This window comes from Variovorax sp. Varisp41 (genome assembly GCF_047325085.1).
Lineage (GTDB): Bacteria > Pseudomonadota > Gammaproteobacteria > Burkholderiales > Burkholderiaceae_C > Variovorax.
This window is the reverse complement of the sequence record NZ_CP168541.1, coordinates 1,178,556-1,192,404: the sequence shown is the minus strand read 5'-3', so window position 1 is coordinate 1,192,404 and position 13,849 is coordinate 1,178,556. Positions and strand designations below refer to the sequence as shown.

At 69.5% G+C, this 13,849-nt stretch carries 14 protein-coding genes; 4 read left to right on the top strand and 10 right to left on the bottom strand.

All coding sequences use genetic code 11. The annotated features are described in order from the left end of the window. Nucleotides 1-15: 15 nt before the first annotated feature. On the bottom strand, nt 16-1,203 hold the full coding sequence (locus tag ACEN9J_RS36720; RefSeq protein ID WP_413764840.1) for a hypothetical protein: 1,188 nt from the start codon (nt 1,201-1,203) through the stop codon (nt 16-18). Between the two features lie 215 nt (nt 1,204-1,418). Between ACEN9J_RS36720 and ACEN9J_RS36715 the strand changes: the two genes are divergently transcribed. Both ACEN9J_RS36715 and ACEN9J_RS36710 read left to right on the top strand, forming a co-directional pair. Beyond that, a complete protein-coding gene (locus ACEN9J_RS36715; RefSeq protein ID WP_057591037.1) occupies nt 1,419-1,844 on the top strand; it encodes a tripartite tricarboxylate transporter TctB family protein in 426 nt (141 codons plus the stop codon). 10 nt (nt 1,845-1,854) lie between these two features. Further along, nucleotides 1,855-3,384: a tripartite tricarboxylate transporter permease gene (locus tag ACEN9J_RS36710; protein WP_413764839.1), complete on the top strand. Its 1,530-nt coding sequence runs from the start codon at nt 1,855-1,857 to the stop codon at nt 3,382-3,384. 239 nt (nt 3,385-3,623) lie between these two features. Here ACEN9J_RS36710 and ACEN9J_RS36705 read toward each other — a convergent pair whose 3' ends face one another. The 5 genes from ACEN9J_RS36705 to ACEN9J_RS36685 are packed head-to-tail and all read right to left on the bottom strand — an operon-like array spanning nt 3,624 to nt 8,526. Next, nucleotides 3,624-4,586, bottom strand: a complete 963-nt coding sequence (locus tag ACEN9J_RS36705) for a tripartite tricarboxylate transporter substrate binding protein (RefSeq protein WP_413764838.1) — start codon at nt 4,584-4,586, stop codon at nt 3,624-3,626. After that, the gene (locus ACEN9J_RS36700; protein WP_413764837.1) at nt 4,583-5,485 is read right to left on the bottom strand and encodes an amidohydrolase family protein; all 903 of its coding nucleotides are present in this window, start codon (nt 5,483-5,485) and stop codon (nt 4,583-4,585) included. Before ACEN9J_RS36700 ends, ACEN9J_RS36705 begins: the two co-directional genes overlap by 4 nt. Then, on the bottom strand, nt 5,485-6,642 hold the full coding sequence (locus ACEN9J_RS36695; protein WP_413764836.1) for a CaiB/BaiF CoA transferase family protein: 1,158 nt from the start codon (nt 6,640-6,642) through the stop codon (nt 5,485-5,487). The genes ACEN9J_RS36700 and ACEN9J_RS36695 overlap by 1 nt, the downstream gene beginning before the upstream one ends. Nucleotides 6,643-6,650: 8 nt before the next feature. Next, nucleotides 6,651-7,625, bottom strand: coding sequence for a tripartite tricarboxylate transporter substrate binding protein (locus ACEN9J_RS36690; RefSeq protein ID WP_413764835.1), 975 nt, complete (start codon nt 7,623-7,625; stop codon nt 6,651-6,653). A gap of 31 nt (nt 7,626-7,656) precedes the next feature. Beyond that, the gene (locus tag ACEN9J_RS36685; protein ID WP_413764834.1) at nt 7,657-8,526 is read right to left on the bottom strand and encodes an HpcH/HpaI aldolase/citrate lyase family protein; all 870 of its coding nucleotides are present in this window, start codon (nt 8,524-8,526) and stop codon (nt 7,657-7,659) included. 76 nt (nt 8,527-8,602) lie between these two features. Here ACEN9J_RS36685 and ACEN9J_RS36680 point away from each other — a divergent pair, with 76 nt between their 5' ends. Then, nucleotides 8,603-9,478, top strand: coding sequence for a LysR family transcriptional regulator (locus tag ACEN9J_RS36680; RefSeq protein WP_296724515.1), 876 nt, complete (start codon nt 8,603-8,605; stop codon nt 9,476-9,478). Between the two features lie 40 nt (nt 9,479-9,518). Here ACEN9J_RS36680 and ACEN9J_RS36675 read toward each other — a convergent pair whose 3' ends face one another. The 4 genes from ACEN9J_RS36675 to ACEN9J_RS36660 form a co-directional block, all read right to left on the bottom strand. Continuing rightward, entirely contained in the window at nt 9,519-9,770 is a 252-nt protein-coding gene (locus tag ACEN9J_RS36675) for a hypothetical protein (protein WP_057591029.1), read from the bottom strand. Further along, nucleotides 9,767-10,897: a PAS domain-containing sensor histidine kinase gene (locus ACEN9J_RS36670; RefSeq protein WP_057591028.1), complete on the bottom strand. Its 1,131-nt coding sequence runs from the start codon at nt 10,895-10,897 to the stop codon at nt 9,767-9,769. The genes ACEN9J_RS36675 and ACEN9J_RS36670 overlap by 4 nt, the downstream gene beginning before the upstream one ends. Further along, nucleotides 10,894-11,715: an alpha/beta fold hydrolase gene (locus ACEN9J_RS36665; RefSeq protein WP_057591027.1), complete on the bottom strand. Its 822-nt coding sequence runs from the start codon at nt 11,713-11,715 to the stop codon at nt 10,894-10,896. Before ACEN9J_RS36665 ends, ACEN9J_RS36670 begins: the two co-directional genes overlap by 4 nt. 91 nt (nt 11,716-11,806) lie before the next feature. After that, nucleotides 11,807-12,754: a LysR family transcriptional regulator gene (locus tag ACEN9J_RS36660; protein ID WP_057591026.1), complete on the bottom strand. Its 948-nt coding sequence runs from the start codon at nt 12,752-12,754 to the stop codon at nt 11,807-11,809. 103 nt (nt 12,755-12,857) lie between these two features. Between ACEN9J_RS36660 and ACEN9J_RS36655 the strand changes: the two genes are divergently transcribed. Next, a complete protein-coding gene (locus tag ACEN9J_RS36655; protein ID WP_413764833.1) occupies nt 12,858-13,835 on the top strand; it encodes a Bug family tripartite tricarboxylate transporter substrate binding protein in 978 nt (325 codons plus the stop codon). Nucleotides 13,836-13,849: the final 14 nt, after the last annotated feature.

Here is a 13,849-nt window from a genome sequence, read left to right as displayed (position 1 = left end):
GACGCCGGCGCGGCCTCAGGGCAGCTTCGCCGCCACGCGCGCGGCCAGCGCGTGGACGCGTTCGCGCGCCACCGCGTGCAGCGCCGCGTCGCGTTCGCCGCCGCCCACGCGCACCTCCACGCTCAGCAGGCCCTTGCGGATCTGGAGGCGGTTGAGGATGTCGATGAAGGCCTCGTCGCCGAGGCCCGCCACCGGCGTCTTGGGTTCGCCCACCTTGCGCGAGACCTCGAAGTAGCGCTGCGAGAACGCGGGCGTCGACGCGAGGTTGCGCACGCTCATCTGTACCTGGTGCGAGACGGTCACGCGCTTGCCGTCGACGATGTCGGTGCGGCGCAGGTTGTAGATGCAGCCGATCGGCCTGGGGATCTCCTCGATGCGGTTCTCGCGCGACTCGTGCGTGATCTTTCCCTTGAACTGCACCGGCGCCGCGATCGTCATGTCGGGGAACACGGCCTTCACGTCCTCGGTCGTCATCAGCGCGCAGGCATCGGGCCACTGGTCGGGGGGTGCCGTCTGCGACACGCGCGTGTCGGCCGGCACTGCCACCGCCGCCTGGGTGGCGATCGGCGCCGCGGCCGCCACCATGCCGGTGCCCGGTTGCCAGCGCGACAACGCCTGGCGCGCGAGCGCGCCCGCGTTGCCGGGCGTCTGGCTCGAGTAGGGATCGAGGCTGGCCGAAACGATCAGGTCGCCCTTGCGCGCATAGACCGCGACCCGGTGCGTGCTGGTCTCGATGAAGGCCTCCTCGCCCACATCGGCCAGCGACTCGATGCGCAGGCTGAGCTTGGGATCGGCGGCCACGCGTTCGCGCGTGGTGCGGATCGAGGCGAAGCTGTCCCGGGCTGTGCCGCGGCCGACCACGGGCGAGTCGCCCCAGCGGATCACGGTCAGGTTCGCGAAACGCGCGACATCGGTCTTCGAGGTCGGGCTCGGCAGGCGCACCACGTAGGTGCAGCCCTCGGCGTACTGCGGGCCGCGGCTCAGGGGGCTCAAGGTCGGGCCCTTGTCGGTGACCGGGCGCCCAGGGAACAGCGCCTCGATGTCGGCGCGCGGCATCAGCCGGCAGGCATCGGGCGCGCTCGCGGCCAGCGGAGAGGGCGGTGCAGTCACGGTCGCGGTCTGCGCGAGGGCGGCAACGTGGACCGCGCCGGCCAGCAGCAGCCAGGCGGGGCGGATCGGGGCGGTGGTTCGGGTTGGATTCAAGCGGACTCCGGTATTCGGGTAAACGCGTAGAAGAAGCGCAAGGCGCGCATCCTCGCCGCGTCGGCGCGGGCCGTCGATTACCTGCGGCGTAGTCGGCCGTACGTAGTTCCCGAGGCCTGCGTGTCAGTTTTCGGTCAGCCGCCGACGCCGAGCATCCCTGCCTCCATCACAACAGGCCGCAAGCGCGCTGCGCAGGCACGCCCACAGAGACAGACATGAACGACCGCAACCTAGGCAGAGGGCTCTTCCTCATCGCCATTTCCCTCCTGTTCGGCATCACCGCCGCGCGCAACTACCCCATCGGCGACTTCTCGCGCGCGGGCCCGGGCATGTTCCCGTTCATCGTCAGCATCCTGCTCGGCCTGATCGGCGTGGCGACCGTGATCCGCTCGCGCTTCGTCGCGCGCCAGCCGATGGAGCTCAACCTGCGCAACATCGGCATCGTGATCGGCAGCCTCTGCGGCTTCGCGCTGATCTCGGAGCACATCAACATGGTCGCGGGCATCGTGTTCATGGTGTTCGCCTCGACGGCTGCCGGCCTCTCGTACTCGTGGGTGCGCAACGTCAAGATTTCCCTCGGCCTGGTCGCGATGGCTTTCGCGCTCCAGAAGCTGCTGGGCCTGAACCTGCCCCTGCTCTGAGGACCGCGCCATGGAAGTCTTGAACAACCTCGCGTTCGGTTTCTCGCACGCGCTCACGATGCAGAACCTGCTGTTCTGCGCCATCGGCTGTACCGTGGGCACCCTGGTGGGCCTGCTGCCGGGCCTGGGCCCGCTGGCCACCATCAGCCTGCTGCTGCCGCTGACCTACTCGATCCCCACCGGCGGCGCGCTGATCATGCTGGCCGGCATCTACTACGGCGCCCAGTACGGCGACAGCGTGAGCGCGATCACGATGAAGATCCCGCATGCCAGCAGCATCGTGGCCTGTATCGACGGGTACGCGATGACGCTCAAGGGCCAGACCGGCCTGGCGCTGTTCACGGCGGGCTTCTCGAGCTTCGTAGGCGGCACGATCGCGATCGTGGTGCTGGCCTGGATGGCCCCGATGCTCGGCGAGGTGGCCTTCCTGTTCGGCCCGGCCGACTACTGCTCGATGATGCTCGTGGGCTTCGTCTGCGTGAGCTTCGTGACCACCGGCAGCCTGCTCAACGGCCTCGCGATGTGCTTCATCGGCGTGCTGCTCGGCCAGATCGGCACCGACGTCAACAGCGGCATGCAGCGCTACACCATGGACCTGCCCTTCCTCGCCGACGGCGTGGGCCTGGTGAGCATCGCGCTGGGCTGCTTCGGCATCGCCGAGATCACCAAGAACCTCGACGCGCGCGAGGAGCGCTCGCCCTTCAACGGCAAGATCAACCTGATCCCCACCTGGGCCGAGTTCAAGCGGATCATCCCGAGCGCGCTGCGCGGCGGTGCCATCGGTTCCTTCCTGGGCATCCTGCCCGGCGGCGGTCCCTCGATCGCCCAGTTCGCGGCCTATGCCATCGACAAGAAGGTCAGCAAGTACAAGCACGAGATCGGTACCGGCTGCATCGAGGGCGTGGCCGGCCAGGCCGCGGCCGACGAAGCCGCCGCGCGCACCAGCTTCATCCCGCTGATGAGCATCGGCATCCCCGAGAACCCGGTGATGGCGCTGATGCTGGCCGCGTTCGTGATCAAGGGCATCCAGCCCGGTCCGAACATGATCGCCAGCCACCCCGACCTGTTCTGGGGCCTGGTGGCCAGCATGTGGGTGGGCAACTGCTTCCTGCTCGCGCTCAACGTGCCGCTGGTGCGCTACTGGCTGTCGGTGTTCAAGATCCCGTATGCCGTGCTGTTCCCGTCGATCCTGTTCTTCTGCTGCATCGGCACCTACAGCGTCAACAACAGCCTCGACGACATCTTCATCACCGCCGTGTTCGGCTGCCTCGGCTATGCCTTCATGCGATTGGAGCTGGACGCCGCGCCGCTGATGCTGGGCTTCATCCTCGGGCCGATGCTGGAGGAGAACTTCCGGCGCGCGATGCTGATCAGCCGCGGCAGCTTCGGCGTGTTCGTGAACCGCCCGATCAGCGCCACGCTGCTGGGCCTGATCGGCGTGTTCGTGGTGTGGCAGCTCGTGGCCTTCGTGCGCTCGATCCAGAAGGCGCGGCGCGAAGGGCCGGCGGCGTTGCCGGCGAGCGATGCGCATGGGGCTTGAGGGGCGATTGCGCCTGGCAAGCTCGCGCTGAGCCGTCGTTCACGGGCTGAGGCCTGGGAAGGACACGGAGCCGGCCCGTTGAAGCCGGCGATGGACGCCCGATGAATTTCATCGGGCGTTTTCATTTCCGCGGGAGGGGGCCCAGGAGCTTCGCCGGCTCGATGACCTGGGACATGTGCAGGCGAAGACGGGATCGGCCGGGAACCGTCTCGGTGAGCGCCGATCGTGCAATACGGCGCTCAGTCCAGCGTGATGTTGCGTGCCTTGACGACCGCCTGCCAGCGGGTGCTCTCGGCCTTCACGAAGCTGGCGAACTCCTCGGGCGTGTTGCCCACCGGTTCCAGGCCGGCCTTCAGCAGCCTTTCGCGCACGACCGGATCGGCGACGGCCTCGCGCGTGGCCTTGGCGAGCTTGGCCACGATGTCGGCGGGCGTGTTCTTCGGCAGGAAGACGCCGTTCCATTCCAGCACCTCGTAGTCGGGCATGCCGCTCTCGCGCAGCGTGGGCACCGCGTCCAGGCCTTGTACGCGCTTGCGCGAAGTGACGGCCAGCGCGCGCAGCTTGCCGCCGGTGAGGGACGGCAAGGTCGATGCCGCGTTGCCGAAGTACAGGTCGACCTGCCCGCCCATCACATCGGTCAGTGCCGGCGCACCGCCCTTGTAGGGCACGTGCACGGTCTCGATCCTTGCCTGGTCGTTGAACATCTCCGCGGCCAGGTGCGACCCCGTGCCGGCGCCGGCCGAAGCGTAGGTCAACTTGCGCGGTGCCTTCTTCGCGGCGGCGATCAGTTCGGCGAGGTTCTGGTACGGCGCGCCCGCACCCACCACCAGGATCTGCGGCGCCGTGGCCACCAGCGACACCGGAATGAAGTCCTTCGCCGGGTCGTAGGGCAGCTTGCGCAACGCGCCGTTCACGCCGAAAGCCGAGGCGTCGTAGAGCACGGTGTATCCGTCGGCCGGTGCCTTGGCCACGTTGTCCGCGCCGATCACGCCGCCAGCGCCCGGCTTGTTGTCGATCAGGATGGGCTGGCCCAGCAATGCGCTCAGGCGCTGGCCGACGATGCGGGCCGTGTTGTCCGCACCGCCGCCCGCGGCGTACGGTACGACCATGCGTACCGGCCGCGCCGGCCAGTCCGATGCCCCCGCCAGCAACGGCAGGCACGTGGAGATGGCGGCGATGCCGCGCAGAAGGGTCTTGTTCACGGTGTTGTCTCGTCGGAGTCGGTTGTTGGAAAGTCGTAGAGGGCCGCCGGGTTGGCGACCAGCACGCGATGGCGCGCGGCCTCGTCCGGGACCCAGCGCGCCAGCAGGTCGAACAGGTCGGCGTCGTCGGGCTTGGCCGGCGCCTCGGTGGGATGGGGCCAGTCGCTGCCCCAGACCAGGCGGTCGGGTCGTTCGGCCAGCCAGGCCTGCGCGACGGCATCGGTGTCGCGGTAGCCGCCTGCTGCACCCACGGTGGAGTCGAGGTAGGCCCCCGACAACTTGATCCAGGCCCTGCCGCCAGCGCACAGCCCTCGCAGGACCGCGAAGGCCGGGTGCGCCGTGCCGGCGGGCAAGGGCAGCCGGCCCAGATGATCGAACACCAGCGTGCACGGCAGCCGCCGCAGCAGATCCGCATGCGCGACCACTTGCTCGGCGGTCCAGTGCAGTTGCAGATGCCAGCCCAACCCGACCACGCGGTGCGCCAGCGTCTCGACCGCATCGAAGCGCGTGGCGGCGTGGGTCGCCGTGTGAAGGCTGAAGCGGATGCCGCGGATGCCGCCCGCGTGCAGGCGTTCGAGTTCCGCATCCGTGGCTTCCGGCGCGAGAACGGCCACGCCGCGTGTCCGGTCCGGCCCCAGCGCGCGGATCGCCGCGAGCGTGGTGGCGTTGTCGGTGCCGTGCGCGCGCGGCTGCACGACGACCGTGCGCTGCGTGCCCGTGCGGGCCCGCAGCAGCCGGTAGTCGTCGGCCGTGGCGTCGTCCACCATGGCCCGTGGCGCCGCCACGGCAGCGAAGCGTCCGTCGTAGACGTGCATGTGCGCGTCGCAGGCCAGAGCCGGCGCCGGTGTCCGGGGCGGCCGTGTTCCGGCGCTGTTGGGAACGATCGATCCGGCGTGCATCAACGGGTCCGCGCGCGCACCCGGACGTTGTGCTGGCCCAGCGTGGGCGCGGCGAACGGTTCGGGGCCGGGCGTGCGGCCGTAGGCGACGGGCCGCGTGAAGCCGCGGTAGCTGCCCAGGGTCGGGTGCTCGAAGCGGGTCACCAGGTCCTCGGCCAGCACCTGGGGGTGATCGAACATGTCCTCCACCGTGCGGGCCGCCGCGCAGGGCACTTCCTCGCCGAACAGCTCTTCCCATTCGAGCGCGCTGCGCGCTGCCAGTGCGGCATGCAGCCTGGGCACGATGTCGGCATGGTGCCGGGCGCGCTTGCGCACGCTGTCGTAGCGCTCGTCGCGGGCCAGTTCGGGCAAGCCGATCTTCTCGCACAGCGCCTGCCAGAAGTGCGGGGTGTTGGCCGAGATGTAGATGTGGCCCTCGCGCGTGGGATGGATTCCGGTGATGCCGCCCGAGCGCATGTCGCGCCCCACGTCCCTGGGTTCGCCCTCGGCCCAGACCAGCCGCGCCGACTGCATGGCCATGGCCGCGCGCAGCAAGGAGACGCCCACGAACTGGCCCTGGCCGCTTTTCTCGCGCTCGTACAGCGCCGAAGCGACACCGGCCGCGACCAGCGAGGCCGCGTAGTAGTCCACCACCGAGCCATACAGGATCTCGGGCGGCTCGCCGCGCTTGCCCTGCAAGGCGCACATGCCGGTCATGGTCTGGAGCACCTGGTCGTAGCCAGCCTTCTGCTTGAGCGGCCCGGTCTCGCCATACCCGGTCACATTGCAATAGATCAGGCGCGGATTGACGGCCTGCAGCTGCGCATGGCCGATGCCCAGGCGCTCGGGCACGCCGGGCCGGAAGTTGTGCACCAGCACGTCGGCCTCGCGAACCAGGTCCAGCAGCGCCGCCTGGTCGGCCGGATCCTTCAGGTCCAGCACCACGCCGAGCTTGCTGCGGTTGACGCCGACGAAGGCGCGGCTCTCGGCCTCCAGCGTCGAAGGGTACTTGCGCAGGTTGTCGCCCGCGGGCGGTTCGATCTTGATGACTTCGGCGCCCTGGTCGGCCAGCAGCGCGCAGCCGTAGGGGCCCGCGATGTAGGCACTGAGGTCGAGCACGCGCACGCCGCTCAAGGGGCCTCGCGGGCCGTGCCGCTCCACGAAGGATTGGGTTGCCATGGCGGATCTCACTCGGCGGTGATGTTCTGCTGCTGGGCCAGCTTCTTCCAGCGCTCCACATCGGTGGCGATGAGCGCGGTGAACTGCGGCACCGACAGCGGGGTGGCGATGGCGCCTTCCTTGAGGAAATTGCCCGCCAGGGCCGGCTTGGCCAGGATCTTGTTGACCGTCGCATTGAGCTTGTCCACGATCTCGGGCGGCGTACCGGCTGGCGCCAGCAAGCCCCACCAGAGTTCGAAGTCGTAGCCGGGCACGGCCGTGGCGATCGGCGTGAGGTCGGGTGCGATCGGGCTGGGCTTCGCACTCGTGATACCGATGGCGCGCAGCTTGCCGCTTCGCACCATGGGCAGCAGCGAAGGGCCGCTGGAGATCAGCAGCTGGGTCTGGTTGCCCACGAGGTCGGTCACGGCCGGGCCCATGCCCTTGTACGGGATGTGCGTGATGGCCATGCCGGGCACCAGGGACTTCAGCAGCTCGGTGCCGAACTGGTTCACGCTGCCGGTGCCCGACGAGGCGTAGTTGTACTGGCCGGGCCTGGCCTTGATGGCGGCGATCAGCTCGGCCGGTGTCCGGGCCGGGAACTCGTTGTTGACCGCGACGATGAACGGGCCCCGGGCGAACATGGCCACGGGTGCGAAGCTCTTGATCGGGTCGTACGGCAGCCTGGGCTGGATGGCCGCGTTGGTCGTCATGCTGGACGACACCGCGACCAGGGTGTAGCCATCGGGCGCGGCCTTGCCGACCTGGCCGGTGCCGGTGTTGCCGCTGGCGCCGGGACGGTTGTCGATGATGACCGGCTGCCTGAGCTCGTCGCCGAGCTCCTTGGCGATCTGGCGCGCGAAGGTGTCGTTGGAACCGCCGGCCGGATAGGGCACGACGATGGTGATCGTCCTGGACGGGTAGCCGGCCTGGGCGAACGCCGTCGCGGACAGCAGGGCCAGGGCGGCGAGCGCACCGGCGCGCGGCAGCAAGCGCTGGATCATGTGTGTGTCTCCTGGAGTTGAAATGGCTTGCTCAGCCGGCCGGCAGGTCCAGCGCGCGGGCGCTGGCCACGATCCGCTCGGCCCGGGCGACGAAGGGCGCATCGACCATCTTCCCGTCGACCACGTACGCGCCGGTGCCGCTGGCATCGGCCTCGCGGGCAGCCTGCAGCACCTTGCGGGCATGCGCGATCTCGGCGTCCGTGGGGCGGAACACGTCGTTGGCGATGGCGACCTGGCTGGGATGGATGCAGGTCTTGCCGAGAAAGCCCATGCGCCGCGCCAGTTCGGCCTCGGCGCGGTAGCCGGCCGCATCGGCGATGTCGGCGAAGGCGCTGTCGTAGGCGTACACGCCCGCCTCGCCGGCCGCCATGCGCAGCGCGAACATCGTGGCCTGCACCGAGATCGCGTCGCGCCGGGCCATTCCCAGCGGCTCGAACATGTCGCCCAGGCCCATCTGCAAGCCCACGACGCGCGGCGAGGCGGCGGCCAGCTCGGCCGCCAGGCGCAGGGCAACGGGCTCCTCGATGTTCAGCAACAGGCCGATGGGGGCCAGCACGCCATTCGTCTGCTCGGCCTGTTGCAACGCGGCTGCGGCAGCGCGCACATCATCGACGCTGCGCGGCTTGGGCAGGTTGACCACGTCGACGCCGGCCTGCGCAACGGCCCGGATGTCGTCCGCGAAGTGCGGCGTGCTCGCGGCGTTGATGCGCACGATGATCTTCTGACGCGCGCCGGCCAGGCCGCCGCTGCGCAGGAAAGCGGCCAGCCGGTCGCGCGCCTCGGCCTTGCGGGTGGGCACGACGGCGTCTTCCAGGTCGAAGCACAGGCCGTCGGCTGCGCTGGCAAGGGCCTTGGAAAACAGCTCGGGACGCGAGGCCGGAACAAACAGTTTGCTTCTCATGGGGCGCAGTGTGTGCGCCACGTGAAGTTAGAAGTACATAGGTACTCTATGATCAAACGATAGAAAATGTGATTTCATGGAAACCGGATACCTGGAGAGCTTTCTGCTGGTCGTGGAGTCGGGCTCGGTGTCCGAGGCCGCCCGCCGGCTCGACCTGACGCCCGCGGCCGTGACGCAGCAGATCCGCGCGCTGGAGCGTTCGCTGGGCGCGCCGTTGATGGCCCGCGCCGGCCGCACCGTGCAGCCCACCGAAGCCGGCCACAAGCTGCTGCACCGCGCGCGGGCGTTGCTGCGCGAGGTCGGTGCCATCAAGGCCGTGCTGGCCAGCGAGGACACGGGCGGCGAACTCGTCATCGGCACCATCAACACGGCGTTGCACAGCATGCTGCCGGACATCCTGGCGGCCTTCGTCCAGCAGCATCCTGGCGTGCAGGTGTTCCTGCGCTCGGGCACGACGGCCACCTTGTACAAGGGTATCCAGCAGGGCGAACTGGACGCGGCGGTCTGCCTGCACCCTCCGTTCGCGCTGGCCAAGACCTTCGACTGGCATCTGCTGCGCGAGGAACCGCTGGTGCTGCTGGTGCCCGCGCGGCTGGCGCGCAAGGACCCGCACGCGCTGCTGCGCAGCTCGCCCCTGATTCGCTACGACCGCAGCCTGGGCGGAGGAAAGCAGGCCGACCGCTACCTGCGGGACGCCGGCATCGTGCCGCAGGAGCGCTTCGAGCTCAGCTCCTTACTTGCCATTGCGATGATGGTGGACCGTGGGTTGGGAGTGTCCGTGGTGCCGGACATCGCTTCTCCGCTGCTGGACGGCCAGCGCGTGGCCAAGCTGCCGTTGCCGCTGGCATCCGAGCCGCGGCGCTTCGGCGTGCTCTGGCAGCGTGCGTCGCCGCGCGAGAGGCTGATACGAGCCCTGGTCGATGCCGCCGGCACACTGGTCGATGCCCGGTGATCGTCGGGCGCCCGCGTTCCACGCGAAGCCAAAGCCTCGTTCACTGGAACGACGCGATGAGAAGCACGAGACCGCCCACGGCAGCGGCGATCAGCGCGCAGATGCCGGCGGCCGCCAGCATGTGCGTCGCATGGCGGCGGTCATCGGCGGCGTCGTCGTGCCGGAAGCCGCGCAGCAGGCCGTTGGCGAGCGCGAGCAGGTGGAGCAGCGCCCCGAAGGCGGCGAAGACGCCGGCCAGCATGGCGAAGCCTAGCGCGGCCCACGACAGGTTCGCGATGACTCTGGCGATCATGGCGCTTCGGCCTGCGCGGGAAAGCGCAGGCCGAACGAAGTGCCATCGGCCAGCGTCGACGTCACGCTCATGTCGCCGCCATGGGCGCGCGCGATCTCGCGGACGATGAAGAGGCCCAGCCCCACGCTGCGCACGGTGTTGCTGCCGGTCTCGCCGCGGACCATGGGTTCGAACATGTCGGCCAGCATCGCCTCGGGAATGGGCGCGCCGAGATTGCGCACCACGATCTCGGCCGTGGCGCCGGCCACGCCCGAACGGACGAACACGGGCGTGTCGACCTGGCCGTAGGCGGCCGCGTTGCTAACGAGGTTGCCGATCAGCTGCGCCAGCCGGTCGGCGTCCGCCACGCAGGCACTGTCGCCTTCGGGCATGTACTCGATCGTCCGGCCCGGGTAGGCCAGGCGCAACTCCGCCAGCGCGCCGTCGACCACCTCGTGCAGGTCGATCGACCGGAGGTTGACGGTAAGGCCCTTGCCGACGCGTGCCTGGGTGAAGTCCAGCAGCTCCTCGATGAGCCGCCGTGCCCGGTCGGCCGAGTGCCGCACGTGCCCCAGGATGCGGGTACGGCGCTCGCCCTCGACATGCTCGAGCATCTGGACCCCCATCAGGATGGCCGACAGCGGATTGCGCAGGTCGTGGCTCACGATGCCGACCATCTGCTCGGCGAACAGCGCCCGGTCCCGCATCAGGCTGCGCGTCTCGCGCTCGGCTTCGAGCAGCGCGTCGGCCTTGCGCCTGGCACCCATCAGCTCGCGTTCGTAGCGGCTGCGGTCCTCGGCGGCGAAGGCCGCGATCTCGTCGAATTCGCCTTCGGGCCGCTGGCGCCGGTGGGCGTTGAGGATCATGGGGATGGTCCGCCCGTCGCGATGGCGCAGGTCGAACTTCACTTCGGCCAGCGATCCCTGCATCTGCAGCGAAGGCGCCCAGTGCGTTTGATGGAAGATCCGGCCGCCCATGGTGAACAGGTCCTGCAGTCGCTTCGCGCCGACGAGTTCGTCGCGAGGGATGCCGATCCAGTCGCAGAAGGTGCCGTTGGCCTTGACGATCGTGCCGTCGAGCGTCGTCACGAGCAGGCCGCACGGTGCCTCGTCGAAGAGGCTGGCGAGGTCGGGGATGGCCTGCGTCATCCGGCTCGCGCCGACGCACGCGGCAGCGCGGCGAGGAAGGCCTCGATCGCGTCGCAGCACGCGCCCGGCGCGCTCAGGTGAGGGCAGTGGCCGACGTTCTCGACGACGCGCAGGGTGCTGTGGGGCAGGACCCGGTGGATGTACTCGCCGACGACGAGCGGCGCGATCAGGTCCTCGGACGACTGGACGATGAGCGTGGGCGTGCGCAGCTTCCCCAGGTCCTCGCGGTTGTCGGACAGGAAGGTGACCTTGGCGAACTGCTTGGCGATGTCGGGGTCGGTGCGGCAGAAGCTGGCCGCGAGTTCTTCGCCGAGCTCGGGGCGCTCGGGCACGCCCATGATGGCGGGCGCCATGCTGCTCGCCCAGCCGAGGTAGTTGCTGTCGAGCGTGTCCAGCAGCGAGTCGATGTCCTCGCGCGCGAAGCCGCCCACGTAGTCGCCATCGTCGATGTAGCACGGCGACGGGCCGATCATCACCTGCGCCGCGAAGGTGCCGGGCGACTTCAGGTCGGCGAGCAGGCCGATCATGCCGCTGACGGAGTGGCCCACGAAGATCGCCGGGCTCGCCGCCACGTCGCGGACGACCTCGAGCAGGTCGTCGGCGTAGCCCTGGAGGCTCGAATACTTCGCGGTGTCGTAGGCATCGAGGTCCGACTTGCCGGCGCCCACCAGGTCGAAGGTCACCACCTTGTAGCGGTCCGCGAACCGTGGCGCCATGAGTCGCCACATGTTCTGGTCGCACCCGAATCCGTGGGCGAAGACGATGGCCGTCGGTCCGGAGCCCTGGATCCGGATGTTGTTTCGATGGTGGACGTTCATGGAAGGCTCAGGGCGGCCTGAGGCGAAGAGGCGAGGAGGAGTAGCAGGAAGTATCCATTTTGCGCTGATTCGGTGAACGCCAGCCGCTCGTTCAAGGCCGGCGGCTGCGTTGCGGCGACCGGGCCTTCGCCGCCTTGGCCGGCTTCACGCTCGAGCGGCTCGCCAGCGCCAGCATCTCCAGGAAAGCCGCCGCCGCCGGCGACAGGCTGCGCCCCGCGCGCCGTATCACGCCGATGGTGCGCCCGATCTCGGGCCGCTCCAGCCGCACCCCGACCACCGCGGCCGGCTTGTGCGGCAAGGTGAGCTGCGGCACCACGGCCACGCCGAGGCCGTTCTCGACCATGCCGATCAGCGTGGAGACGTGGCGCACCTCGCACACCGGGCGCGGCAGCGGCGGCAGCTCGGCCAGGGCCTGGTCGATGAACAGGCGGTTGCGGCTGGCCTGCGAGACCCGCGCATGCGGGTACTGGGCGAGCTCCTCCCAGCCCACGGACTTGCGCCGCGCCAGCGGATGGTCCGCGGGGCAGGCGAGCACATAGGGCTCCTTGAGCAGCGGCGTGAACTCCACTTCGGGGTCCTGCATGCCGATGTAGTTGAGCGCGAAATCGGCCTCGCCCTGCTTCACGCTGGCAAGCACCTCGTCGGCACCCTCCTCGATGATGCGCACCAGCACGTGCGGATGGCGCGCGCGGAAGGCCTGGATCACGGGCGGCATGAAGTGGTGCACGGTCGACAGCACGCAGCCGATGGTGACGTCGCCGGCCTCGAGCTCGGCCGCGTCGCGCAGGCTCAGCACCGAGCGGTCGAGGTCGTCGACCAGGCCGCGGATCTGGCCGAGGAAGCGCCGGCCCAGCAGGGTGAGCTCGACGCTGCGCGTGGTGCGGTCGAACAGGCGCACGCCCAGCAGCTCCTCCAGGTGCGAGATGCGCCGCGACAGCGCGGGCTGCGACAGGTGCAGGGTGCGCGCCGCCGCGGCGAAGCTCTGCAGCTCGCCCACGGTGACGAAGGCGCGCAGGTCGGCCAGCGAGGGCTTCAGCATTTCGGATCACTCATGCAGTTCATGCAATAAACCCCCAAAAACTTGCAATTTACTGCAATGACGCCCAGGCAGAAGATGCGCGGCAGAACAAGGAGACACCGACATGCAACGCCGCCAACTGCTGCTGACCGCTTCCGCGGCCTCGGCCACCCTCGCGATGCCCCGCTTCGCGATCGCGCAGGACTTTCCGAGCAAGCCGATCCGCTACATCGTGCCGGTCGCCGCTGGCGGCGGCAACGACATGATCGCCCGCGTGGTCGCCGAACGCTGGGGCCGCGCGCTGGGCCAGCCCTTCGTGATCGACAACCAGAGCGGCGGCGGCGGCGTGGTGGCCTGCCAGAACACCGCGCGCGCCGCGGCCGACGGCTACACGCTGATGCAGGGCTATGTCGCGACCCACGGCACCACGCCCGCGACGCGCCGCGTGAGCTACAACGCGATCAAGGACTTCACGCCGATCGGCATGATCGGCGCCACGCCCAACGTGCTGGCCATCAATGCCGACGTGCCCGCCAAGACGGTGGCCGAGTTCGTGGACTACGTGAAGCGCAACCCCGGCAAGGTGAGCTACGGCTCGGCCGGCGCGGGCTCACTCACGCACATGACGATGGAGCTGTTCAAGCAGGAGACCGGCGCGGTCATGGTGCACGTGCCGTACCGCGGCATCGCGCCGGCCATCAACGACGTGCTCGGCGGCCAGACCCAGGCCATGTTCCCGGGGCTCGCGGCAGCGCTGCCGCATCTGCGCTCGGGCCGCATGCGCGCGCTGGCCGTCACCGGCAGCAAGCGCAGCGCGCAGCTCAAGGACGTGCCGACCATGGACGAGGTCGGCTTCAAGGGCTTCGACGCGATGCAGTGGTACGGCTCGGTCGGCCCCGCGGGCATGCCGGCCGACGTGGTGCGCCGCCTCAACGAGACCCAGGTCGCGGTGCTCAAGGCGCCCGACCTGGCCGAGAAGCTCGCCAGCGAGGCCGTCGAGCCCTGGCCGATGACGCCCGACCAGTTCAGCAAGTACATCGGCTCGGAGATCGCGCGCTGGACCGCGCTCGCCAAGGCCCGGAACATCCAGCTCGACGAGTAGGTCCGGCCGGCTTC

What these genes read in the sequence shown, in the direction of transcription:
- ACEN9J_RS36690 (WP_413764835.1), bottom strand. Translation starts at nt 7,625, where the DNA reads ATGATCCAGCGCTTGCTGCCGCGCGCCGGTGCGCTCGCCGCCCTGGCC.
- ACEN9J_RS36680 (WP_296724515.1), top strand. Translation starts at nt 8,603, where the DNA reads ATGGAAACCGGATACCTGGAGAGCTTTCTGCTGGTCGTGGAGTCGGGC.
- ACEN9J_RS36670 (WP_057591028.1), bottom strand. Translation starts at nt 10,897, where the DNA reads ATGACGCAGGCCATCCCCGACCTCGCCAGCCTCTTCGACGAGGCACCG.
- ACEN9J_RS36695 (WP_413764836.1), bottom strand. Translation starts at nt 6,642, where the DNA reads ATGGCAACCCAATCCTTCGTGGAGCGGCACGGCCCGCGAGGCCCCTTG.
- ACEN9J_RS36675 (WP_057591029.1), bottom strand. Translation starts at nt 9,770, where the DNA reads ATGATCGCCAGAGTCATCGCGAACCTGTCGTGGGCCGCGCTAGGCTTC.
- ACEN9J_RS36700 (WP_413764837.1), bottom strand. Translation starts at nt 5,485, where the DNA reads ATGCACGCCGGATCGATCGTTCCCAACAGCGCCGGAACACGGCCGCCC.
- ACEN9J_RS36710 (WP_413764839.1), top strand. Translation starts at nt 1,855, where the DNA reads ATGGAAGTCTTGAACAACCTCGCGTTCGGTTTCTCGCACGCGCTCACG.
- ACEN9J_RS36685 (WP_413764834.1), bottom strand. Translation starts at nt 8,526, where the DNA reads ATGAGAAGCAAACTGTTTGTTCCGGCCTCGCGTCCCGAGCTGTTTTCC.
- ACEN9J_RS36660 (WP_057591026.1), bottom strand. Translation starts at nt 12,754, where the DNA reads ATGCTGAAGCCCTCGCTGGCCGACCTGCGCGCCTTCGTCACCGTGGGC.
- ACEN9J_RS36665 (WP_057591027.1), bottom strand. Translation starts at nt 11,715, where the DNA reads ATGAACGTCCACCATCGAAACAACATCCGGATCCAGGGCTCCGGACCG.
- ACEN9J_RS36655 (WP_413764833.1), top strand. Translation starts at nt 12,858, where the DNA reads ATGCAACGCCGCCAACTGCTGCTGACCGCTTCCGCGGCCTCGGCCACC.
- ACEN9J_RS36715 (WP_057591037.1), top strand. Translation starts at nt 1,419, where the DNA reads ATGAACGACCGCAACCTAGGCAGAGGGCTCTTCCTCATCGCCATTTCC.